Origin of the sequence: Listeria costaricensis (assembly GCF_900183385.1) — a bacterium.
GTDB classification, from domain to species: domain Bacteria; phylum Bacillota; class Bacilli; order Lactobacillales; family Listeriaceae; genus Listeria; species Listeria costaricensis.
Genome location: NZ_FXUT01000013.1, coordinates 57,182 through 80,182, shown reverse-complemented (window position 1 = coordinate 80,182; position 23,001 = coordinate 57,182). Strand labels below are relative to the sequence as shown.

The window sequence follows — 23,001 nt, the reverse complement described above, 5'->3', positions numbered from 1 at the left end:
CTTTTTTATTTTAAAAAGGTAGTAGATTGACATTTTTATTAGAGGGAATACTGATTATGTAAAAAATATTTCAAATTTAAGATTAGGAGCAATAAAAGTGGAAAAACTAATTGAAATTTTAACTTCTAATACTTACTTTAAACATAAATATACGAAAAGCATTTCATGGAAAAAGCAAGAGATATTGCTAGACGTAAAAAGTCATTTTAATTCGGGAATCATTTGTTTGGTAAGAAAAGGTGAGCTGAAAATTGAAATACAAAAAAATGGACAGTGGATCCCACTAACGATTTTAAAAAATAATGATTTTATTGGAATTGAGTATCTGGTTCCCTTTCATGAAGAAATTTTCAAACTGAACTATCGGATTATTGCGCTTAGTGACGGAGAGGGCATTCAAATCCAGCATGAATATTTTATGAACCATGTTTATGCAGATCCCAGATTTTTAAACGTTCTTTTACAGCGTGTCAGCATGCGCTACTTGTTTTTGCTGCAGCGCCACGCTCTAACAGATGAAAGCTTGGACAAAAAGCTGGCTCGCGTATTATGGGAGTTTTCTTCCTTTGAAACGTTGGAAAATCCAGCACTCATGAAAATGAATGTTTATAAGGTTCCTTCGTATATCACACAGCAAATCCTGGCTGAATATTTGCAGGTAAGTGTATATAAAATTCGACAAATCTTTGTGCAGTGGTTAGAAGACACGGGAATTCTTTCCTCCATTCGCCCCATTGTCATCAATAAAGATAAATTAAAACAAGTCTATTATTTGTGATGAAAAGTTTATATAGAGACTTATTGGCTTATAGTGTTCAAATCAGTAAATTCAATAAAATTAAATTTATAGTTTGTGAAAAACAAATGAAAATAGTATTGTGTAAAGGTTTATTAGTGATCAATCATTAAGTTTTAAAGAGAAAATCCGAAATACAAATATGTCTAAAATGTGAACACTCTGAATTTGTTGGCAATTTTGCAGATAGTGACGTTGAATAGTTTGACACTGTCTGATAATAATAATTAATAATCATTATATTCTGCGGGACTAGAATGAATGATTACAAAGACTGTGAAAGGAGGAGCCGACGAAAAAGCGCGGCAGGAAGCTGGAAAATAGAGGCAGATTAGTAGGTGGTAAGGATGGAAAAGTTAATTGAAATTTTGACATCAAATCCTTTTTTGAAAAAAAGATTTACCAAAGTAAAATCATGGAAGAAACGTGAAATTTTGTACAGCACCAAGAACGACATTGATGAAGGGATTATTTACCTTATTACAAAAGGTGAGTTGAAGATTGAGGTGTTCCGTCATAATGTATGGCTGCCGCTGACAATCTTAAAATGTAATGATTTTATTGGAATTGAGCATTTTATTCCACATCATGAAAAGATTTTTTTCTTCGATTATCGTGTGATTGCTTTGAGTGACGGAGAAGGGATTCAGATTGAACATGAATACTTTATGGACCATATTTATGCAGATCCGCGATTTTTAACGATCCTCTTGCAACGAGTAAGCATGAAATATCTTTTCCTGTTGCAGCACCTTTTCTTCCCAGATGATTCATTGGAAAAGAAAATCGCCAGAACGTTGTGGGAGTTTGCTTCTTTTGAAGGGCTTGAAAACCAAGCGTTTATAGAATCGACACAGTATCGAGCGCCGTCTTACGTAACCAAGCGTTTACTAAGCGAGTATCTCCAAGTAAGTCCATATAAAATTAACAAAGTATTTTTACAATGGTTGGAACAGGGCATCATGCTGTCGATTAAACCGATCATTATCAATCGAGAGAAAGTTAGAAAAACCTATTTTATGAAAGAATGAAGGGTATCTAAAAATGGAGGGAAAAGATGAATTTTTATAAAAAAAGTCTTATGTTAATAGCGGTCATGGCATTTTTGGTATTGGCTGCGTGTGGTGCACAAGAACAGACAAAAACATTTACAAAAAATGCAAATGGTTTGGAGTCGGAATTAAAGTACTGGTATAAGGATGATAAAGTAACGAAGCAAACGACTAAAAATAAAATCACCTATGCAACGATGGGAGTTACTAATAAAGAAGAAGCCGAAGCCATACTGAAACCAGCTTCCGAACAATATCAAGGATTACAAGGTGTCAAAGAAAGTATCAAATATGAGGATGATTACGCCATAGAAGATGTTGAAATCAATTATGAAAATGTCGATTTTGATGAGCTTAAAAATGTTCCGGGCATGCTGTTTGATGAAAATGCTAAGAAAAATGGGGTAAGCATGGAGAAATCAGAAGAATTGCTCAAAAAAAATGGTTATGAAGAAAAGAAATAAGAAACACGAGAGTCTTGGGTAAAAGGTTCAGTACGACAAAATGTGCTTAACTTTTTGAAAATATAAAAATCAAAAGGAGGAAATAGGCAAATGAAGAAATTTATTTCATGCAATTTACTGATTTTCTTACTAGTGTTGGGGATATTGGGGACACCAGCTACTGTTTTTGCCGCAACAAATGTTACATTTACACATGAAGACATTCAAAATTTAAGTGCGTCTGAGAAAAACAGTATAATCAGAGAAAAGCCAGCCATAGAAGGGGCGGATAACGCGCAAACGTTTCGCCTGATCTATGAAAAGGAAGCGCCACTTACAGTGAGTGCAGAGACCAATCAACCGACTATGGCTGTCAAGCATGTCTCGCAGAAAGAAAACTTGCCAAAAACAGGTGATTCAATGTCAGGTTTGACACTTGCTGCCGGTTTGATACTTTTCTTGGCGGGGGCATTTTTCATACGGAAATTAAGCCATGAAACGAAGAAAAAACTTTTACTGCTGGTGATTGGAGTGGGTGTGTTTTCAGCAGGACAAATGGTTGCCTCAGCAGATACAGCCAAATTAATGAATGATACGTATAAAGAAGTTGAAATGGGACACACTCATACGCATACGCCGGAAAATATCGATGGCTATCGTTACGTGGGGTATCTCACAACGCCAACTCCAGCTGCTGAGACAGGTAAAGTGGTCGTTCATTATGTAGATGAAAATAATGAAACGCTCGTCCAAGATACCGTGTTAGAGGGAACGGTTGGGGACACTTACCAAACAACACCCAAAGAGATTACGGGCTATACGTTGAAAAATACGACTGGTGAAGAGAGCGGTCAATTTTCAGATACGGCCAAGACGGTCACATATGTTTATGAAAAGAACCAGACCGCAGTTGAAAAAGGAAAAGTCACAGTTCGTTATCTAGATGAAAATAATCAACCTCTTTTGGAAGAGCTAATTTTAGAAGGCAATATCGGGACAAATTATCAAGCGGTTGAAAAGGCGATTTCTGGATTTACATTAAAATCGACTATTGGAGAAAAAACAGGCATCTTTGATAGTCAGACAAAAACGATCACCTTTATTTATAAAAAGAATGAACCGCTAAAGGTCACGGTCAATTACAGCAATGCAGGAGCGCTAATCAACACGCAAACACGAGGATATATCAGCCCGGTTTATTATAAAGTGACTGCTTATGATGCGGACGGCGGGGTGCTTTATAGTGGGACATTGACAGAAGATGCAACGCTGACAAATGGGGTGTTCCCAGGTGTACCGTGGAATCAGTTTACGTTTAATGAGGGAGAGAGTTATCGCTTCCCAAGTAAAATCACTTATCAGTGTTATAGTAATGTGAATGCTTCGGGCGTTTCAATTGGCGACCGCTTGGAGTGGGGCGATTATGAGATTAGAAATACTAGTGGAATGACACAAGGACAAATGGGGCCGACAGATATTGACCTGCAGTACCAACTGATCGATCTGTCTTGGGCTTAGAGATTAGGCATATGTTTCTATAGGTGAAAATATTTTATTCCCCGGGAAATATTCGTATGAAAAAAAGCACCCGTTCTAACTGACACTCATATTGTTATGAGCCAGTTGGAACGGGTGCTTTATAAGGTTAGTTGCTGCGAACGGCGGCGAATTCGGCTTCACGCAAGGCAACACGGCGGACTTTGCCAGAATCTGTCTTAGGAAGTTCGTCGACAAATTCGATACGGCGAGGATATTTGTAGGGGGCAGTTCTTTCTTTAGTGAAAGTCTGCAATTCTTTGATCAGATCATCGGAGCCACTATAGTCTTCTTTTAAAACGATAAAGGCTTTTACGACCGTTCCGCGAATCTCATGCGGACTTGCGACAACGGCTACTTCTTTGACCGCTGGATGATGGGTCAACGCGTCCTCTACTTCAAATGGGCCGATTGTATAGCCGGAGCTGATAATGATGTCATCGTTTCTGCCTTGGAACCAATAGTAATTATCGGAATCTGCGGTTGCCCGGTCACCTGTTACGAAATAGTCACCGCGGATGGCTTTTTCAAGGCGTTCCGGTTCTTTGTAGTAGGCCTCGAACAAGGCGGGAAAATCTTTCTTGATGGCAATGTCGCCAATCTCACCAGTTGGAACGGGCTGTCCAAGCTCATCAATAATCGCCATATATTCTGGCATGATCGGTTTGCCCATGGAGCCAGGACGGATTTCCGTGTCGACCAGTGTGCCGATCAGGAGGGTGCTTTCCGTTTGTCCATAGCCATCACGTACTTTCAAGCCGAAGTGTTCTTGGAAGACGGCGATGACTTCACGATTGAGCGGTTCCCCCGCCGAAACGGCACTCCGAAGCGAGCTTAAATCATAGCCGTCCAAACCGGAAACTTTTGCCATCAGTCGATATTCAGTTGGTGTGCAGCAGAGCACGTTGATTTTTTCATCTTGCAGCAGGTGCAGTTGGTTTTGCGGACTGAAACGACCGCCGAAAATGAAACCGGTGGCGCCTTTGCCAAGGACTGAAAGAAATGGCGACCAGACCCACTTTTGCCAGCCGGGGCCAGCTGTTGCCCAGACAAGGTCATCTTCATGAATGTCCAACCAGCGTTCGGCGGCAATTCGGATATGCGCATAGCCCCAGCCGTGAACGTGGACGACTCCCTTAGGATTGCCAGTTGTTCCGCTCGTGAAGGCCAGCAGACAAGGATCCGTGCTGAACGTCTCCACATTTGTGAAAGTAGTCGGCATTGTGGCCATTTTTTCTTCATAGGATGCCCAACCGTCCTTTTGTCCGCCAAGCAGGATTTTTGCTTGAACGGTCGGCATGGAGTCAATTTTGTCGAATTCAGCCGTCATACCATCATAAGTAACGATTGCCTTGACACCGGCATGCTCGATTCGATAGGCCAGGTCGTGTGCTTTCAATAACTCGGAAGCGGGAATAATAATGGCCCCTGCTTGCCAGAGTCCCATATAAATCGCATAGGTTTCCAACAGTCGAGGCGTCATGACAATCACATGGTCACCTTTTTGAATGCCGGCTTGCTGAACAAGATGTGCAAATTTGGCTGCCTCTTCAAGCAGTTGATTATACGACCAGTTGCGCTCCTCACCATGTTCGTTTCGCCAAATGAGTGCCGTCTTATCGGAAGCAAAGCGAGTGATTTCATCCGTAATATTGTATTTTTCAGGCGCGATTAAATTTTCTGAAAACATTTTTATCAAATCTCCTTTTTGAATAGGTTGTATATTGAGACTATTTCGTTTTATTACCTGCTACTAATACATGGTAATATAAATAAAATCGAAAAGCAAACAAAAAAGACTTAGAAGCAGATTTCAGCTTGAGCAGATTAGTCTAAGGTTGTACGCGTGCTATGCTACAATGAAGATGAATAATTTTACAGAAATGAGGTGCATAAATGGAGCCAGCCGATTACATGCGGATAGCCATGGATGAAGCTAAGAAAGCACAGGCAATCGGAGAGGTACCGATTGGAGCCATTGTCGTAAAGGATGGCGAGATCATTGGTCGCGGTCATAATTTGCGAGAAACCACACAAAACGCGATCACACATGCTGAAATTTTAGCCATTCAAGATGCTTGTAAACATGTTGATTCATGGCGGCTAAGTGGTGCTGAGCTTTACGTAACTCTTGAGCCATGCCCGATGTGCAGCGGGGCGATCCTTCTTTCACGGATTGAAAAAGTGTATTACGGGGCCTCCGATCCCAAAGCCGGTACAGCCGGAACTTTGATGAATCTGCTTCAAGATGATCGGTTTAACCATACCTGTGAAGTGGAAAAAGGAATACTGGTAGAAGAAACCGGGCAAATGCTGACCAATTTCTTTCGGGAGCTTAGAAAAGAGCGGAAAGCATCGCAAAACAAGTAGGTCTTTGGGCCTGATTTATCTTTATTCTTCTTTTTTGGATGCCATTGTGAATATCAACACAAAAGTAAAGCTGTTGCAATGCCTGGGGTTTATAAATAGTCTATTTGTTTATTGGGGAATATGTAAAAATAGCAACAAAAGAACTAAATAATTTTCTTGGGAAATAGGATAAAATAATTTGTATATGGTAGTTATTATAATGTAAAACTCTCTCTAACTTGGTAAGTGAAGAACCATACATAGCTTTAGCCATCATTGTGAATTATAGAACAACTCGTTTGAGGGTTGAATTAGTTTTTTCACAAACTTATTCAGAGAGAAAGACGCAACGGGAAACATTTCCTAATAAAACGCAAAAAAGGAGGGGAAATGGTTGGATAAGTTATTTCTAGCCAGATTTCAATTTGCATCAACCACGATTTTTCACTTTCTATTCGTGCCGCTGTCAATTGGTTTAGTATTTATGGTTGCACTGATGGAGACACTCTACGTCGTGAAGAAAAAAGAAGTTTACAAACGAATGTCGAAGTTTTGGGGACACTTGTTCCTGATTAACTTTGCTGTTGGGGTTGTGACCGGGATCATTCAGGAATTCCAATTCGGGATGAACTGGTCGGATTATTCACGATTTGTAGGGGACGTATTCGGTGCGCCACTAGCAATCGAAGCACTACTTGCATTCTTTATGGAATCTACATTTATCGGTCTTTGGATCTTTGGGTGGGACCGTCTTAGCAAAAAGCTGCATCTGGCCTGCATTTGGCTAGTAGCGATAGGGACGATTCTTTCCAGTTTCTGGATTCTTGCGGCCAACTCATTCATGCAGCATCCAGTCGGCTTTGAATTTACAAACGGTCGCGCTGAAATGAATGATTTCTGGGCGCTGATTACAAATGGTCAGCTGCTCGTCGAATTTCCGCACGTTATTTTCGGGGCATTTGCCACCGGGGCCTTCTTTATCGCCGGTGTCAGTGCGTATAAGATGATCAAGAAGCAGGATGTGAAGTTCTTCAAACGCTCTTTCCAGATTGCGATGGTCATGGCCGTCATTGGCGGTTTTGGAACCATGTTTAGCGGACACTCACAAGCACAGTATCTGGTGAAAACGCAACCGATGAAAATGGCTGCAACAGAAGGCATCTGGGACACGACTGCCGATCCGGCGCCGTGGACGATGATTGCCGGAATCGATCCGGAAAATAAGAAAAACACATGGTCGATTGAAATTCCGTATGCGCTCAGCTTCTTATCCTATTCAACCTTACACGGCTCTGTAGAAGGGATGAACGAGTTGCAAGCTCAATATGAGGAACAATACGGACCGGGAGATTATATTCCACCTGTAAGGACTTCATTCTGGAGCTTTAGAATTATGGTCGCTGCTGGCGGCATCATGGTGTTAGCTGCTCTAATTGGTATCGTACTTGCTTGGCGTAAACGTTTAGAACATGCCACTTGGTATCTGAAAATTATGGTGCCAATGATTTTCCTTCCATTTATCGCTAACTCGATGGGTTGGATCATGACAGAAATTGGCCGACAGCCGTGGGTGGTATTTGGTTATATGACGACTGCAGATGCCGTCTCGCCGAATGTTTCAGCCGGGAATATTTTATTCTCGATTATCGCCTTTTCGACCATTTATTCCATTTTGGCCATTATTTTGATTTACCTTTTCATTCGAGAGATCAAAAAAGGACCATATGGGGAGAAAAAAGAAGAGAATGTGTCTGTAGATCCATTTGATAAAGGGGGCGAAGAAGTTGTCACTGAATGAGTTATGGTTTTTATTAGTAGCTGTCCTGTTTATCGGCTTCTTCTTCCTGGAAGGTTTCGACTTTGGCGTCGGAATGTCGACGCGTTTTATGGCACGTAATGATTTGGAACGGCGCGTACTGGTCAATACGATCGGTCCGTTCTGGGATGCCAATGAAGTATGGCTTTTGACAGCTGGGGGCGCCATTTTTGCCGCTTTCCCCAACTGGTATGCGACGATGTTCAGCGGTTATTATATCCCGCTCGTCGTATTCCTACTGGCACTGATCGGCCGTGGTGTTTCCTTTGAATTCCGCGGTCAAAAAGATTCGGTCACATGGCGAAAAGTTTGGGACTGGGTGATTTTCTTTGGAAGCATCCTGCCGCCATTCTTACTAGGCGTACTATTCTCAAGCCTGGTCAAAGGCATGCCAATCAATGGTGAAATGGATATGTATGCAGGTTTCTTTGACTACATTTCACTATTCTCCGTGTGGGGCGGTTTGACGATCACCATGATCTGCCTGCTGCACGGCTTGATGTTTATCACACTGCGTACAGAAGATGATATTCAGGACCGGGCCCGCCGAATGGCTAAACGTGTCTGGTTTATCACCGTGCCGGTGCTGCTCATCTATGTAGTTTTAGCGTATTTCAATACAGATATTTTCCAAGCTCGTCCGGTACTTGTGCCGCTTACGATCGGGCTTGTAGTGGTCATGTACCTGCTTTCCGCATTCTTCTTGTGGAAGGATCGTGACGGACTTGCCTTTACGTTTGGCGGATTGGGGATCGTTTTCACCATCGCGACCATTTTTATCGGCTTGTTCCCGCGGGTGATGATCAGCTCCATCAGTTCCAGCTTTGATTTGACTATTCAAAACGCTGCTTCGGGGCAATATTCATTAAGTGTAATGACCATTGTAGCTGTAAGCCTGCTGCCGTTTGTGCTGGGCTATCAGATCTGGAGTTACTATGTTTTCCGGAAGCGCGTTTCTAGTAAGGAGAAAATGACGTATTAATGGGAAAAGATCTATTTAAGTATCCGAAAATCAAACAGATACTGGCGATTCTTGCTGTCCTCACGGTTATTCAGGGGGCAGCAATTATTGCAATGGCGCGTTTTTTGGCAGATGCGATCACCGCTCTCTTTCACGAGGCACCGTTTTCTGCCGTTATTTCACAAATAGGCCTCTTTGCGGTGGCCTATTTGGTGCGTCATTTTCTAAACGTATGGAAAAAGCAGATCGTTTACCGCTATGCAGCTCAAATCGGGCGAACAATGCGGGAAGAACTGCTGGAAAATTTATTCGTGCTGGGGCCGCGGTTTACACGTGCGGAAGGAACCGGGAAAGTCGTAACGATGGTCATGGAGGGCGTGCAGGATTTCCGGCGCTATTTGGAACTCTTCATTCCCAAGTTCATCAATATGATGGTCATTCCCGTGATGATCTGGATCTATGTGGTCACACAGGATATCACTTCGGCGATCATTTTGGCGGTTACCTTCCCAATCCTGATTATTTTCCTGATTCTGTTGGGACTGGCTGCGAAAAAGCAAGCAGATACGCAGTTTGAATCGTACCGGATTTTGTCCAACCACTTTGTCGATTCGCTGAAAGGGCTTGAGACGCTGAAATATTTGGGGCTCAGTCACGGTCATGAACGCAAGATTGCTGCAACGAGTTCGCGCTACCGAAAGGCAACGATGCGGACATTGCGAGTAGCTTTTCTGTCTTCCTTTGCGCTGGACTTTTTCACGATGCTGTCGATTGCCATTGTGGCTTTGTTCTTGGGACTGGGCTTGATCGACGGTTTGATGAGCTTGCCGATTGCTTTGGCTGTGCTTATTTTGGCACCGGAATATTTTCTGCCGGTTCGCGAGCTGGGATCAGACTATCATGCAACCCTTGACGGACAGGACGCCGGTCGGACGATTCAGGCGATTATCGACCGCGGAAAAGAAATGAAAAAAGGGCAGGCTACTTTGCCGGCACCTCGTTATACGCAGTCGACAAGTTTTCAATTTGAAGGCATTACCGTCACGCATGAAGATGCCGGTGAGTCGTCGCTTGCCGAAGCTGAGTTTCAAGTACACGGTCATGAAAAAATCGGCATTATCGGGGCCACTGGTTCAGGGAAGTCCACAATGATCGACGTGCTCAGTGGCTTTTTGGCACCGGAGTCGGGAGAGTTTCGCTTTGACGGCCGGTCGGCTGCTCTCACGGATCGCTCGTGGCAGGAGCAGGTGACCTATATTCCGCAGCATCCTTATCTGTTTCATGACACGGTGCTGGGCAATATTCGTTTTTACCATCCGGAAGCCAGTCGGAAAAAGGCTGAGCAGGCGGCTGAATCGGCTGGACTGACGGCGTTTCTGGCGGAGATGCCGGACGGTTTTGAGACCATGATTGGTGAAGCAGGGCGGGCCTTGAGCGGCGGTCAGGAACAGCGGATTGCACTGGCGCGGGCCTTTCTATCCGATCGACCGGTTGTTTTGATGGATGAGCCGACAGCCCATTTGGACATTGAGACCGAATATGAGTTGAAGCGGCCAATGCTCGACTTGTTTGAAAATCGGCTGGTATTCTTTGCGACGCATCGACTTCACTGGATGCTTGAAATGGACCGGATTATCGTGCTGGATCACGGCAGCATTGTGGAGACTGGGACACATGCCGAACTTTTAGCGAAAAAAGGCTTTTATTATGAGCTGATCAAAGCGCAATTGGAGGAGATATAATGCTGAAAAACAGCTGGATTGGACCTTATATCAAACAGAATCTGCGCTTGTTTATCATCGTTATTCTGCTCGGCGTGCTGACATTCTCGGCAGGGGCGGCGCTGATGTTCACTTCTGGGCATCTGATTTCCAAAAGCTCGCTGATGCCGGAATCGATCATGGCAGTCTATGTTGCGACGGTTGGCGTGCGGGCTTTCGGGATTATGCGTTCTGTGTCACGCTACGTCGAACGGTTGGCCAGCCATTCGCTCGTTTTGCGGATTTTAGAGAAAATGCGTGTGCGGTTGTACCGGATTCTTGAACCACAGTCACTGCTTCTTAAATCGCGTTATCGAACGGGCGACATTTTGGGGCTTCTCGCTGATGATATTGAACATATTCAGAACTTCTACCTGACGACCATGTTGCCGGCGATCGTCAGTCTAATGCTTTATTTAGGCGTGATTATTGCGCTGGGCGTTTTTTCTTTGCCGATTGCAGGTTTGTTCGTTATTTTGCTGGGTCTCTTGGTGTTTGTTTTTCCACTCGTTTCACTGCTATATGCACGCGGAAAAAATGCTTATTTGAAGCAGGGCCGTAACGGACTCTATCAGCAGTTTACAGACGCGGTTTTCGGCCTGAGTGACTGGATGTTCAGCGGACGTGAAAAAGCGTTTATCGACGGTTATGAGGCGGATGAGAAGGCGCTTTTGAAAGTAGAAACCAAGCAATTTCATTTTGTAAACTGGCGAGACTTCATCAGTCAACTGGTAGCAGGTGTCATGGTGATCGCGATGGTCTATTGGAGCTCGGGCGAAGCGAATAGCGGGGCATTTTCCGGTACGCTGATTGCCGCCTTTACACTGGCGATCATGTCGCTTGCCGAAGCGTTCATCCCAGTTTCCAGTGCCATCAGTGACAAGTCGCTGTATGAAGATTCACTGGGACGTTTGGACAAAATTGAAGATACAGATCTGCCGGATTTTGAACATGAAATGGACCAAAAAGAGCGAATCGAAACGGATGCAGTTGTTTTGCAAGCTGAAAAATTGACCTTCCGCTACACAGGCAATGCCCGCAAAGTACTGGATCAGTTTGATTTTCAATTGAAGCAGGGGGAAAAAGTAGCCATCATCGGTCGAAGCGGCACCGGGAAATCGACTTTTCTGAAACTCGTGCAAGGAGCGCTTGAACCGACGGAAGGAAGCATCACGATGAATGGCGTCCCAGTAGCCGAACTACGCCCGCAAATGGCAGAAATCACAGCCATGCTCAATCAGAAAGCCCATCTTTTCAGCACCACGGTTTTGAACAACATTCGGATGGGGAATGAAGACGCCACGGATGAAGAGGTTTACGAAGCGGCGAAAAAGGTCAACATGCATGATTTCATTATGAGCATGCCGCAGGGCTATAAGACGCCTATGACTGAAATGGGCGCCCGCTTTTCCGGCGGAGAGCGTCAACGGATTGCGCTGGCTCGAATTTTGCTGCAAAACACGCCGATAGTGATTTTGGACGAACCGACAGTTGGGCTGGACCCGATTACAGAACGCGATCTGCTTGCAACGATTTTTGAAACACTGGCAGACAAGTCGCTCATCTGGGTAACGCACCATCTGGTTGGCGCAGAAAAAATGGACCGGGTGCTGTTTCTTGAAGATGGTCGCAGTCTGATGGAAGGCTCTCATGCAGAACTCATGACCAGCGAACAGCGCTACCGCCATCTTTACGAGCTGGACCGGCCGATAAAATTATAAAAGAAGCCTTTTCAGGAAATAGAAATAACACAGGCTGGAAAACATTTTTACACGTTTTCTTGCCTGTGTTTTTGTGTGGATTTTAATATTAATTTAGACTTTTGTATTTAGCATCTTTTGTTAGCTCATCATCAAAGTTGGCGCACTTTGTCTGACGCGTTTTTTCACGTATAATAAAATGAAAAAGGAAGAAAGGTGTGGAAAAATGGGCTATCTAATGGGGGTAGATATTGGAACATCGAGCGTGAAAGCTGTTTTGTTCCGCCAAAGCGGGGAGATGCGTGCGCGCCATGCTGTGGATTACACGCTCTATACAGACCCATCCGGCAAGGCCGAGCAGGATCCCGAAGAAATTCTGCAAGCGACTGTCACAGCTATTCAGACCGTGATGCAAGAGATTCGCCCGGAACAGCTCGAAGCCGTTTCATTCAGTGCTGCCATGCACAGTCTGATCCTTTTTGATGAGAAAAATAATCCGCTGACCGCGTGCCTGACTTGGGCCGACCAGCGCAGCAACGAAACGCTCGCCAAGTTGAAACAAATGTATGATTTGCATCCTCTCTATGAAAAAACGGGCACACCTCTCCATCCGATGAGCCCATTTGCCAAGCTGTGCTGGCTGCACGAAGACTGCCCGGAATTGATGGCGCGTGCGGCCAAAATTGGCGGCATCAAGTCTTTTTTGATCTACAGACTGTTTGGCGACTGGCTGATCGACGAGTCCCTGGCATCCGGTTCAGGCCTGTACAATTTGGAGAGCCACACATGGGAGCCGTTTGCGCTCGAACTGGCCCATGTCGACCCGACCATGCTGCCAAAAGTAGTGCCGGAAACCACCATTTTGAACCACCTGTCTCCCAAATGGGCAGAGCGGCTGGGGGTGCGGCCTGATACACCATTTGTCGTTGGAGCAAGCGACGGGGCACTGGCCAATCTGGGCATTCAGGCGATCCGTCCCCATGATGTGACCGTGACCGTTGGAACAAGCGGTGCCGTCCGCAAGATTCGCACGCATTATCAAGCGGACCCATATGAGCGGACTTTCTGCTATGGCGTCACAAAAGAGCTGTTTATTACTGGCGGGGCAGTGAACGGCGGAGGCAAAATCGTCGAATGGGCATTGCAGCAGTTTGGAACAGCGGCAGAACGCCAGACGGACAATTTTGCCGCGTTTATCAAACGAGCAGCATCTGCACCCGCCGGAGCAGCCGGTTTACTATTCCATCCCTACCTCCTAGGCGAGCGTGCCCCGTACTGGGACACCAACCTGCGAGGCGGCTTCATCGGCCTTTCCGTCAACCACAAGGAAGCCCATCTCATTCGAGCGGTCCTAGAAGGCATTGCCCTCAACCTGGCCAGCATCTATGAAAGCATCGCCGAAGAAGAGGATATCGTCTATGTATCCGGTGGCATCTCAGCGCACGATTTCTGGTGCCAGCTTTTGGCCAATATTTTTGACAGAGAAGTCCGCGTGCCCCATACGATCGAAGGTTCCAGCCTCGGTGCCGTCATCCTAGCCATGCAAGCGCTCCACCTGATTGATGAGCCACGCCTGCCCGGACTACCCGTCATTGCCAAGGTTTTCCAGCCCGAACCGGCACATGTCGAGACGTACCGCGAGCTGCATGAAATTTTCAAAGAAAGTACCGCCCAACTAGCCACCACTTATCATAAACTTGCGAAGTGGCAGAGTGGGCTGGTAAAATAAAGCATCGGAAAAGTTTTCGCAAAGTTCCAAAGCGGGAATAGAAATAAAAAGCACGAAGGGAGACAGAGGATCATGAATAAAAAAATTGTTTGGATCGCCCTTATCTTAGTAGGTATTTGTGTTGTCGGTACAATCATTGCTGCTGGAGTCAGCATGTACTTGTCCTAAAATCTACAAGGTTTTCCTTGCACTTTTTGCCTGAAAAAGGTACACTAATATTTGAGCCCAATTTAACAGAAATACATGAAATTGCCGGCTCATTGATGAATATTGGTAGCAACTTTGCCGTGCTAGACGGGGAGATAGCGGCGCCCTGTAACCCGCAATCCGCTCTAGCGGGGTTGAATTCCTCATTTGAGGCATGTCACTGTTTGGTCAGCCGTTGACACGTGGTGTTGACGATCGGGTCTTGCGCAATGAAAGCCTGTGAACTATGTCAGGTCCGGAAGGAAGCAGCATTAAGCAGTGTCTTGCATGTGCCGCGAGGTCGCCTGATCCGAGCTAACGATCAGCGTAACGCAGGTGGTTATATGTCGATGTGAGGTGCACGGCGTTAATTTTAAAATCAAACGAGACTGTAGTGAAGGATTTTTTCCTAAACTGCAGTCTTTTTTTACAGCTTTATGATAATTTTTGAAAAAGGTACCTCTTGCATGCAAAAACTGGTAAAATGGAGAAGCAAACGTCAGAGTAATGAATCAAAGGATGAAGAATATGCAATTTTTGAAGAAGAAAAGTACAATCATCACCTTATCAATTGTCATTTTACTACTTATACTCGGTCTGGTTTTAGGAACTCTTTTCGGCTTATTTCAGCGACAGGAAATTTTGGATGATTACCAGCTCGCCTATGAAGTGGACGGAAAGCTCTATGAGGTATTTCCAATTGCAATTTCAGATGTAGGCGTAGACAAGAAAGGCGACGACAAAGATTTATATTTCCGCGTAAACAGCTATTACAATATTGAGTATCTTTTCCGGATTGCTTACGGACAATACGAACTCAATGAACCATCCACGAACAAAGCTTACAGCGGATTCTTGGATTATAGCGGCGGCGGAAATGCCTATGTGACAGAAGTAGATTCTTACAGTACAGGCAATGACATTTACGCATCCTACTCCTTCCATGATATTGACGGCAATGAAATCTATCGGTATGACCCGAATGACACGGCAACAGATGAATATATCGTTCGCATCAAGCCCACTTTTTTCCAAGGACTGAAAAAGAGCGAGCGCAGTACAGACGATGATTTTGTCAATATCACCCAGCTCTTCAAAGACAAATTGAATAAAAAAGTAACGACCAAAGTCGATGAAAAAGACAAGATGTTGATTTTCTCGATTACAGATCTATCGTAAAATTGCCGAGGCAGTGCATTTCTCATAAATGTGCTGCCTTTTCTCTAAAACCTCAAGGAGCTGATGAAATTGATCACGAATACTTCAAGAAACTTGCTGGCACTAATCCCGCTTGACGAGGACTGTCAGAGGATTCGGCTGGATGATACGGCCGTGTGCTACACCAAAGAGAAGAAAATTGTCAAGCTGATCATTGAGAATGACACCTTCTATCAGGAGATCGATTACGACATTCCGCTTGAAAACGAGCTGATCAAAGGGCGAGCGGGCACAAAAGGCAAACCCATCACACGAGCCAATATCCTGAAAGTCAAAACGAAAAAAGCCCGTCTGAAAATGACCAAAGCAGTCGACAAGTTGGCACTAAAGATTGGCGTAGAGCATTTCAAGGTGCTCTATTTCGATCATGACAAGCCGCTTGACGAACAGCTACCTCTAATATTGGAAAATGAATACGGTGCGCTGTCTATTTGGCAAAAACAACTGGCAAAAGCGCTCAAACAGGCCAAAATCAGAAAAACCTACCGGGTGGGCGATATTTTTTCCTTTCCAGTTGCAGATGACCAATATGGTTTTGCGCTGATCATCGGCGCATTTCAAGACTACCGAAAGAAGAATAGAATGCCGCAGGATTCAAAGCATTTCATGCGACTGCTGATGACAGTGCCCATCTTTGTCCGCGTTTTTGACTATGTCTCGCCCTCCAATGTGGCAAATGTCGAGCTGCTACAAAAACAGCCGCTGCTTAATCCGGAAGCCATGATGGACGATGACGTTTTGCGCGGAGTACTGCCAGTCGTTGGCCATAAACCGCTGATAGAAGAGGACGTCCTGTTACCAATGAGTTATTCCTATAATGGCAAGCAGACGACTTACTGGGGCTATAGCGCTTACGGGCAGCCACACCATCAACTGTTAGCAGCCAATCCCAAAGAGATAACCGTTCGATTTGATTGGGGCTTTGCCAGTGTCACCATGTCGGCAAGAGACTTTATCCGCCGGAATCCCCACGAAGTCGAATTCCTCCCGAATGCTGGAATTGGCGGTGGTCCAAAGAGCTATAATCAGTATTTGACCGGGAAGCGCGAGGCAGGGCTACTCAAAAATCCGAACACAATCTTTGACGAGGCGGCGTTAGAAAAAATCTGGCGAGAAATGGGCATCAGCCAGGACTGCAAGAGCTTTGCCGATTTCAACCGAATGTATGGCGGTATCGACTGGGAAACGTATCAACAAATATTTTGCCCATAAAAAACAGGTAGGAAAACTGTGTGTCAGTCTCCTACCTGTTTTTTATGAATGTTTCCGTTTTTTTCTAACAAGAAGTATCCCAGCGCCAAGAATGATCAGCCCGGAAAGAACGTACCAGCCGGCCTGTGTGTCGCCAGTTTTGGGCAGCAGTAAAGCCTGTTTCGCAAATGGGCTGCCGGTTGGACCTTGAGATGAGTTGGGATTTGGGGTGATGCCCTCAGCCAGCACGGTAACACGGATGGACTTGGACGTCGTAGCCCCAGCTGAGTCAGTCACTGCATAGGTGGTTTCATAGCTGCCAGCTTTCGATGTATCAACATTATTGCTAACCACTTGAAGCTTGCTGGTCAGGTCACCGTCCTCCTTATCATAAGCAGTGGCATGTGCATAAGGATTATAGGTGCTGTTGAGTGCGAGCGTCAGATCTGCTGCATCAATGACAGGCGGTGTATTTTTACTTCCATCTGCCATCACTCGCACCGCAATCGCTTTGGTTGTCTGATGACCATCATTATTTGTAGCTTGATAAGTGACATGATAAAGGCCTACTTTTTCAGTATCCACATCGTTTGCGATCACTTTGACAGAAGCAGTAATGTCGCCCTGCACCGTATCCATGGCCGTTACACCCTTCATCGGGTCAAACGTGTCGCCAACTTGCAAGGTCTGATCGGAAGCTGAAATCGTCAAGTCGCGCACCGTCACATGAATTGTTTTTTCCGTTACCCCGCCAAGACTGTTTTCCACTTGATAAGTAACCGCGTAAACACCCGGCGTGTCAGGAAGAACGTCATTGCGTGTCACGATCACTTTATCCGTTAGATCTTCATGCGTCATGCCATCAGTCGCCGTCACATGATTCATTGGGTCAAAGGAATCCCCGCAGTAAATCGTTTGATCGTCAGCCTGAATGACCGGCTTTTCGCGTTCGAGAACCGTTACCCGAACGGTTTTCTCAGTCCGGTGCCCCGCTGAATTCTGTACGCTATAGGTGGCCTGATAGATGCCAGGAATCGCCGAATTGACATTATTTGTCTGGCTCACCTTGTCCGTTAAGTCACCTTCCGCACTGTCAGCTGCCGTCACATTTTTCAACGGGTCAAACGTGTCGCCCTGCATGATCGTTTGGTCGGCCGCTTGGATGCTGAGGTCGCGCACCGTAATGTGCACCGTTTTTTCAGTAGAGTCGCCATCTTTGTCCGTCACACGGTAAGTGACCGGATAAACGCCCGGCGTCGTCATATCCACCTGATTGTCCGTCACGACGATCTGATCCGTCAAATCACTGCCATCATCCGGATCTGTCGCTGTCACGTTTTCCAGTGGATCGAAATTTTCATCTGTATAGACTTCGCGATCGGCTGCCTGAATGACCGGCGGCTTTGTTTGCGACACATACACATAGATGGTCGTATCAATGCGGGAAGTCGCCTGCATTTCTGGTGTATAAGCATAACCAAAGGCATAGTTCATATTGGAAAGCATCAGTTTAACGGGATATTTTCCCGGCGTGTCCCATTTCACCTGCGAATCGTCATAGCGGAAGGTATAATTGTTCGACGTATTGTAAAGTCGGAATTGACGAATATCCCCTTCATAGCTGTCATATAACGCAGTAACGCCTGTCCGGATATTGGGAATGGGGTCGCCGATGACATAATAAATATCCTGCGTTTTGGCAGATAACGTTTGTTCAACTTTCCGAAGCGGATTACTGTAAAGCGAGCTGTAAATAGAACGGATATCTGAAAATGTCATCGTATTGCCTTCAAAGCTATACCAAGCATAGTCACCGGGATCGCTTGTTCCTGGATCGCTAGCTCGATAGCAATAGCTGGTATAGTATTCATTTTTTGGATCCGTATAGACGATTTTGGCAACATCTGTCCGGGGAATTTTCGAGAAAGTATAGAGACCGTTTTCGTCTGACACAGTTTGAGCGATCACATTATTATTTTCATCCAGCATTTGAGCAGTTATTCCTGCAACTGGCGGGAAGGTCGGATCGATTGCTTGCCGATTCCTGCCATGCTCGGTAGTCAGCTCCTGATAAAAATAGCCGTGAAACGTCGGGTTTGCAAAAATGACACTAGAAATACCCGACATGTCATTTTCATCGTATCGGTTGTCATCACGTCCAGTGGCAAAGAAAACACCAGAAGGCTGGTGACCGTTATTTTTGCCAAAATCGCTGTCTGTTAGCTGATCAGATGGAAGACTCTTTGCTTGAAAATTAACCGTTATACTTTGCGTAGAAGTATCAAGTGCTTCAGGTTGAGTGACGATATACTTAACCCATTTGACCACACTTAAATCACTTGGCGGCGTATCACTAAAATTGGTACCGTCTGTCGAATAATACAGTGTTACATCATCAGGCGTCAAACCACCACTAGTTGAGACGGTTGGAATTTCCGTAAGACAGATTTTGTCTTTATCGTCTAGACGAAACATTTGCCCCCATGTTTTGAAGTTGCCCCCCGTATACATACTTGCTTGATAAGTCAGGTAGTCATCTTCTGTATAAGGATAAAAAGTAATCGGCTCTCTGGTAGGCGTTGTATAGAACTTTGAGTAAACGCCTAAACTAGCACCATAGAAACCCATTGCTCGAAGTGACGAGTTGTTTACAGAGGCACCTGGATTTTTAGGCTCAGTAACGGATAGCTTAAGAGGCAGGCTGTTAGAAATAGTAAGTATGTATGTACCAGCTGCAGTAGCTTTAAGTATGAATGATTTCGTTTCATGCGCTTTTACCTCGATTTGTTGGCTATTGTTTTCTAAGGAAAGTCCGTTCGGCAGCGTATACTGAACAGGTGTATCTAGATGATTCTTAATAGTCAGCATTGTTTGATCTTCTAAAGTAATCTGGTCGAGACTTAGCGAGGTCTCGATGTTTTTTTCTGTGCTTTCTGCGTTGATGGGTATGGTTGAAGCGATACCCTGCTCAATAAACACTAAAACGATTAAGATAATAAATAATTTTTTAAACTTGTGAAACATACGTCCTCCTCCAGTGCGTAAGAATACTTTTTAATTATAGAAAGTATGAAAGTACTGTTACAACACGGTTTCGTTGTTAAATATGTCTAAATTGTGAACGATTAATCGAAAGTGGCACTGTGAGTGGAATTGTAAATATGTCTAAAATGTGAATTTTTTCAATGATTACACAAAAAAATAGGATCCTTTGGGAAAAGGATCCTATTACAAGATTATTTAGATTCGTTTGTGTCTGGTTTCTTAGAAGGGGAAGATTTTGGCGGGTCAGGTAAAATAATGGTAAAGTCCTTTTTTTCAATCACTTTACTATTCCGGCTTTCTTCTGGCATATCTGATTTTAGTGCCATATCAAAATCACCTCTATTTCATGCAAATTATAGCACAAAAATAAAGTGTGTAAAAATATGATGACGTTTTCATTTTGTGTGTTAGTAAGTGTGTAAGCGTTTGAAATGTTGGCTCATCAAAGAAGGCGGGACTTTATAGATTTGGCACAATAATTGCTAGTATTACAACTGGAACCATTTTTCCAATCAGTAGGAGAAAGGGGGCGTACATACACGGAAAAGGGGTCATCCACACTTGTTTTTACGAAATAAATAGAAGGGAAAACGTATATCGATCTTAGGGAGACATAATGAAAAAAGAAAGAGACAAAATGGGAGGTTCATTATGAACGGATTAACAGCGTTTTTAGAGAAATATTTTGTGCCTATTGCTGCAAAAATAGGCTCGCAAAAACATCTAGTGGCTTTACGTGATGCATTTATTTCGACTATGCCAATCACAATGGCGGGTTCGATTGCTGTTTTACTAAATGCATTTTTTAGGGATTTTCCGACTGACTGGGGCTGGACTGGCTTTGTTAGCGCCATGGAACCGCTCATCGGAGTAAATGGATATGTTTATAACGGCTCGCTTGCGATTGTATCCATCGTGTTTGCCGTTTCGCTCGGGTATAATTTGGCCAAGGTCTATGACGTGGATCGACTTGCCGGAGCGCTCGTTTCACTTGCCGCATTTGTGATGAACTTGGCGGTCACAGTCGGACGTGATGCTGTAGAAGGCGCGCTTGCTGCTGCCAATGCTAATTTTGACCCAAGTTCTTTACCATCTGAGTTTACAGGCATCTGGGGCTTCATCAGTCTGAGTCAGGTAAATGGGACCGGTCTGTTCACGGCCATGATCTTTGGTTTTATTTCGACCATCATTTATGCCAAACTGATGCGCAGAAATATCATCATTAAAATGCCGGAATCAGTACCACCAGCTGTAAGTAAGGCTTTTGCTGCGATCATTCCAGCGCTTGTTGCTTTATATGTGTGTGCCATTATTGACTGGGTATTCTTTAAAGTTACTGATATGGACGTTATTACTTGGATTTCAAAAACCATCCAGGAACCGTTACTATCTCTGTCGCAAGGCTATGGGGCTGTGCTTCTAGTCACCTTCCTTGTACAGATTCTTTGGTTCTTTGGGATTCACGGGCCAAACGTACTTGCGCCAGTACTTGAATCCTTGTGGGGCACCGCTCAGCTGCAAAATATTTCAGCTGCTCAGGATGGCACTGCTTTGCCGTTCGACTGGGTGCGCGGTTCGTTTGATGCCTATGTTTGGATGGGCGGATCCGGCGGGACGCTTGTCCTGATCATCGCGTTGCTAATGTTTTCCAAACGTGCCGATGCGCGTACAGTGGCGAAACTATCGCTCGGGCCGGGGATTTTTAATATCAATGAACCGATCATGTTTGGTTTGCCGATTGTACTTAATACGATTTATTTGATTCCATTTATCATTGCGCCGATGGTAATGGTGACAATTGCTTACTTTGCCACAGTATGGGGCATTGTCGGGCCAGTTAAAATTGCGACAGTGTGGGTAATGCCGCCGCTACTCAACTCGTTCCTTGCAACGGGTGGTGATTGGATGGCACCAGTGATCTCGCTGATCAATATGGTGGTTGCTTTCCTAATCTGGGTACCGTTTGTCATTACCGCAAATCGCGTTGGCGTACCGGAAGAAGAAATGAAAGAATAAACAGTTACGGCTGGCCGGATTGGGGAGTGCGGCCAGCCCTATTTTTTGTTTGCCCAGTCCATACAATAAGAAATCCATTGCAACGGATGATAGATAAAGTTAAAATATACAGGAGGAGGTTTTTTCATTGATTATTGTAAATTGCCCGATGAAACGGGAGTATGTGACAGATTTATTGGAAAAGCACGATCAGGACGGAATTACTTTTAAAAAAGTTGCGGAACAAGGCATGAAATTGTCTTTTGAAACAAATATCCAGGATGAAGAAAAGGCGGCCAAAGTTGCCAAAGCGGCGATCAAGGCAACTGAAATCGGTGCAGTACTTTACTTCCAAGTAAGCGTGGGATAAAAATGAAAATATCAAATGGACTTTTTATTGTATGTATTGGATCATTTATCATTATGCTTAGCCCTATTTACGGAAAAGACGGTGCAGCAAATATGCCGATGATGTTTACGGGCCTTGCGATTGCAGTAATTGGTGGGATTTTTGTCTATCGCAAGATCAAAAAAGGCAAAAATGATCAAGATCAGGGGGACGACAAGAAATGAAAGTAAAACAAAAGCTCTATATTTCGGATAAAGAATGTTTTGATGTCATCGTTCAATCCGTGCTTTATGATATCAAACAGGTAAAAGGTAAAACACTTACGCTCCGCAAATTGCAAGGTTACTCCTATCAGCGGACGATGTCAAATGGTGCTTTGACAACAACGACGATCGAGGAAATCACACCAAATTCGGTTTATCGTTTCCAAACGAAGGGACGCGTCAATACACATACAACGACGTACACGATCACGCCAAACAGTGAACACAGCTGTGAAGTGGAGTATTTGGAAACCATTGAAGCAGAAGCGACCATGCAAAAAATGAACAATGTGCTAGTCGGCTTTATTTTCGGCTTCTTCCGCAAAAGAAAAGTCAAAAATCTGCTGAAATCCATCGAACTATCCGTTATCAACCAAAATAAAGAAAAGCAAAAAGTAGGACAGAACGTAGAAGCACCACCAGAAAAATAGTTGTTGCACTTATATATTTTCTTACCGGCCAAGATATGCTCTTGGCCTTTTGGTTGTGCAGAATAAAGGGAGTTTTACCACGGGTGAATAACAGGGGGATTTTCATAGAAGATATCCTGCTAACAGTTATGTGAGCTGGAGAGAGGTTCGACCGCCTACTCAAGCTCGCCAAGTTTGTCAA

Annotated in this window: 19 protein-coding genes and 1 other RNA gene; 17 read left to right on the top strand and 3 right to left on the bottom strand. The window is 44.5% G+C overall.

The features are described 5' to 3' along the window. The first annotated feature begins 97 nt into the window (after positions 1–97). The 4 genes from CS921_RS11550 to CS921_RS11535 all read left to right on the top strand — a co-directional run bounded on the left by CS921_RS11550 (position 98) and on the right by CS921_RS11535 (position 3,809). Positions 98–778, top strand: a complete 681-nt coding sequence (locus CS921_RS11550; protein WP_099224044.1) for a cyclic nucleotide-binding domain-containing protein — start codon at positions 98–100, stop codon at positions 776–778. Between the two features lie 365 nt (positions 779–1,143). After that, on the top strand, positions 1,144–1,827 hold the full coding sequence (locus CS921_RS11545) for a cyclic nucleotide-binding domain-containing protein (protein WP_099224042.1): 684 nt from the start codon (positions 1,144–1,146) through the stop codon (positions 1,825–1,827). A gap of 26 nt (positions 1,828–1,853) precedes the next feature. Further along, complete coding sequence (locus tag CS921_RS11540) at positions 1,854–2,312, top strand: YehR family lipoprotein (protein ID WP_099224040.1); 459 nt, start codon at positions 1,854–1,856, stop codon at positions 2,310–2,312. A gap of 90 nt (positions 2,313–2,402) precedes the next feature. Then, positions 2,403–3,809 carry a MucBP domain-containing protein gene (locus tag CS921_RS11535; RefSeq protein WP_099224038.1) on the top strand — a complete coding sequence of 469 codons (1,407 nt, stop codon included), beginning with the start codon at positions 2,403–2,405 and terminating at the stop codon, positions 3,807–3,809. 127 nt (positions 3,810–3,936) lie between these two features. On the opposite strand, the gene CS921_RS11530 is transcribed toward CS921_RS11535, so the two are convergent. Continuing rightward, on the bottom strand, positions 3,937–5,517 hold the full coding sequence (locus CS921_RS11530) for an acetate--CoA ligase (RefSeq protein ID WP_099224036.1): 1,581 nt from the start codon (positions 5,515–5,517) through the stop codon (positions 3,937–3,939). A 206-nt stretch (positions 5,518–5,723) separates the two neighbouring features. On the opposite strand from CS921_RS11530, the gene tadA reads away from it, so the two are divergent. The 9 genes from tadA (at position 5,724) to CS921_RS11485 (ending at position 16,758) form a co-directional block, all read left to right on the top strand. Continuing rightward, a complete protein-coding gene (gene tadA, locus CS921_RS11525) occupies positions 5,724–6,197 on the top strand; it encodes a tRNA adenosine(34) deaminase TadA (RefSeq protein WP_099224034.1) in 474 nt (157 codons plus the stop codon). Positions 6,198–6,570: 373 nt separating this feature from the next. Continuing rightward, a complete protein-coding gene (locus CS921_RS11520) occupies positions 6,571–7,974 on the top strand; it encodes a cytochrome ubiquinol oxidase subunit I (RefSeq protein ID WP_099224032.1) in 1,404 nt (467 codons plus the stop codon). Beyond that, positions 7,961–8,974 (top strand): cytochrome d ubiquinol oxidase subunit II, encoded by a 1,014-nt coding sequence (cydB, locus tag CS921_RS11515; RefSeq protein ID WP_099224030.1) that lies wholly within the window; start codon positions 7,961–7,963, stop codon positions 8,972–8,974. Before CS921_RS11520 ends, cydB begins: the two co-directional genes overlap by 14 nt. Continuing rightward, positions 8,974–10,695, top strand: a complete 1,722-nt coding sequence (gene cydD / locus CS921_RS11510; protein ID WP_099224028.1) for a thiol reductant ABC exporter subunit CydD — start codon at positions 8,974–8,976, stop codon at positions 10,693–10,695. The genes cydB and cydD overlap by 1 nt, the downstream gene beginning before the upstream one ends. Next, positions 10,695–12,434 (top strand): thiol reductant ABC exporter subunit CydC, encoded by a 1,740-nt coding sequence (gene cydC / locus CS921_RS11505; RefSeq protein WP_099224026.1) that lies wholly within the window; start codon positions 10,695–10,697, stop codon positions 12,432–12,434. The genes cydD and cydC overlap by 1 nt, the downstream gene beginning before the upstream one ends. 205 nt (positions 12,435–12,639) lie before the next feature. After that, a complete protein-coding gene (locus CS921_RS11500; protein ID WP_240422350.1) occupies positions 12,640–14,142 on the top strand; it encodes a gluconokinase in 1,503 nt (500 codons plus the stop codon). 285 nt (positions 14,143–14,427) lie between these two features. After that, an RNA gene (gene ffs / locus CS921_RS11495) (signal recognition particle sRNA large type) lies at positions 14,428–14,693 on the top strand. Positions 14,694–14,856: 163 nt separating this feature from the next. Then, the gene (locus CS921_RS11490) at positions 14,857–15,507 is read left to right on the top strand and encodes a hypothetical protein (protein WP_099224024.1); all 651 of its coding nucleotides are present in this window, start codon (positions 14,857–14,859) and stop codon (positions 15,505–15,507) included. A gap of 69 nt (positions 15,508–15,576) precedes the next feature. Next, positions 15,577–16,758: an immunity 26/phosphotriesterase HocA family protein gene (locus tag CS921_RS11485; RefSeq protein ID WP_162921755.1), complete on the top strand. Its 1,182-nt coding sequence runs from the start codon at positions 15,577–15,579 to the stop codon at positions 16,756–16,758. A gap of 42 nt (positions 16,759–16,800) precedes the next feature. On the opposite strand, the gene CS921_RS11480 is transcribed toward CS921_RS11485, so the two are convergent. After that, positions 16,801–19,761, bottom strand: coding sequence for an immunoglobulin-like domain-containing protein (locus CS921_RS11480; RefSeq protein ID WP_099224020.1), 2,961 nt, complete (start codon positions 19,759–19,761; stop codon positions 16,801–16,803). A gap of 212 nt (positions 19,762–19,973) precedes the next feature. Beyond that, positions 19,974–20,108 (bottom strand): hypothetical protein, encoded by a 135-nt coding sequence (locus tag CS921_RS15730; RefSeq protein ID WP_240422349.1) that lies wholly within the window; start codon positions 20,106–20,108, stop codon positions 19,974–19,976. Positions 20,109–20,433: 325 nt separating this feature from the next. On the opposite strand from CS921_RS15730, the gene CS921_RS11475 reads away from it, so the two are divergent. The 4 genes from CS921_RS11475 (at position 20,434) to CS921_RS11460 (ending at position 22,820) form a co-directional block, all read left to right on the top strand. Continuing rightward, entirely contained in the window at positions 20,434–21,798 is a 1,365-nt protein-coding gene (locus tag CS921_RS11475; RefSeq protein ID WP_099224018.1) for a PTS sugar transporter subunit IIC, read from the top strand. Between the two features lie 127 nt (positions 21,799–21,925). Then, entirely contained in the window at positions 21,926–22,147 is a 222-nt protein-coding gene (locus CS921_RS11470) for a hypothetical protein (protein ID WP_099224016.1), read from the top strand. 2 nt (positions 22,148–22,149) lie between these two features. Continuing rightward, entirely contained in the window at positions 22,150–22,350 is a 201-nt protein-coding gene (locus tag CS921_RS11465; RefSeq protein ID WP_099224014.1) for a DUF3188 domain-containing protein, read from the top strand. Then, complete coding sequence (locus CS921_RS11460; RefSeq protein WP_099224013.1) at positions 22,347–22,820, top strand: DUF3284 domain-containing protein; 474 nt, start codon at positions 22,347–22,349, stop codon at positions 22,818–22,820. Before CS921_RS11465 ends, CS921_RS11460 begins: the two co-directional genes overlap by 4 nt. The last annotated feature ends 181 nt before the right edge of the window (positions 22,821–23,001 follow it).

Excerpts from the sequence above, each read along its gene's own strand:
- CS921_RS11545 (WP_099224042.1), top strand. The coding sequence starts at position 1,144 with ATGGAAAAGTTAATTGAAATTTTGACATCAAATCCTTTTTTGAAAAAA.
- CS921_RS11540 (WP_099224040.1), top strand. The coding sequence starts at position 1,854 with ATGAATTTTTATAAAAAAAGTCTTATGTTAATAGCGGTCATGGCATTT.
- CS921_RS11535 (WP_099224038.1), top strand. The coding sequence starts at position 2,403 with ATGAAGAAATTTATTTCATGCAATTTACTGATTTTCTTACTAGTGTTG.
- CS921_RS11530 (WP_099224036.1), bottom strand. The coding sequence starts at position 5,517 with ATGTTTTCAGAAAATTTAATCGCGCCTGAAAAATACAATATTACGGAT.
- tadA (WP_099224034.1), top strand. The coding sequence starts at position 5,724 with ATGGAGCCAGCCGATTACATGCGGATAGCCATGGATGAAGCTAAGAAA.
- cydD (WP_099224028.1), top strand. The coding sequence starts at position 8,974 with ATGGGAAAAGATCTATTTAAGTATCCGAAAATCAAACAGATACTGGCG.
- cydC (WP_099224026.1), top strand. The coding sequence starts at position 10,695 with ATGCTGAAAAACAGCTGGATTGGACCTTATATCAAACAGAATCTGCGC.
- CS921_RS11500 (WP_240422350.1), top strand. The coding sequence starts at position 12,640 with ATGGGCTATCTAATGGGGGTAGATATTGGAACATCGAGCGTGAAAGCT.
- CS921_RS11490 (WP_099224024.1), top strand. The coding sequence starts at position 14,857 with ATGCAATTTTTGAAGAAGAAAAGTACAATCATCACCTTATCAATTGTC.
- CS921_RS11480 (WP_099224020.1), bottom strand. The coding sequence starts at position 19,761 with ATGTTTCACAAGTTTAAAAAATTATTTATTATCTTAATCGTTTTAGTG.
- CS921_RS15730 (WP_240422349.1), bottom strand. The coding sequence starts at position 20,108 with ATGGCACTAAAATCAGATATGCCAGAAGAAAGCCGGAATAGTAAAGTG.
- CS921_RS11475 (WP_099224018.1), top strand. The coding sequence starts at position 20,434 with ATGAACGGATTAACAGCGTTTTTAGAGAAATATTTTGTGCCTATTGCT.
- CS921_RS11465 (WP_099224014.1), top strand. The coding sequence starts at position 22,150 with ATGAAAATATCAAATGGACTTTTTATTGTATGTATTGGATCATTTATC.
- CS921_RS11460 (WP_099224013.1), top strand. The coding sequence starts at position 22,347 with ATGAAAGTAAAACAAAAGCTCTATATTTCGGATAAAGAATGTTTTGAT.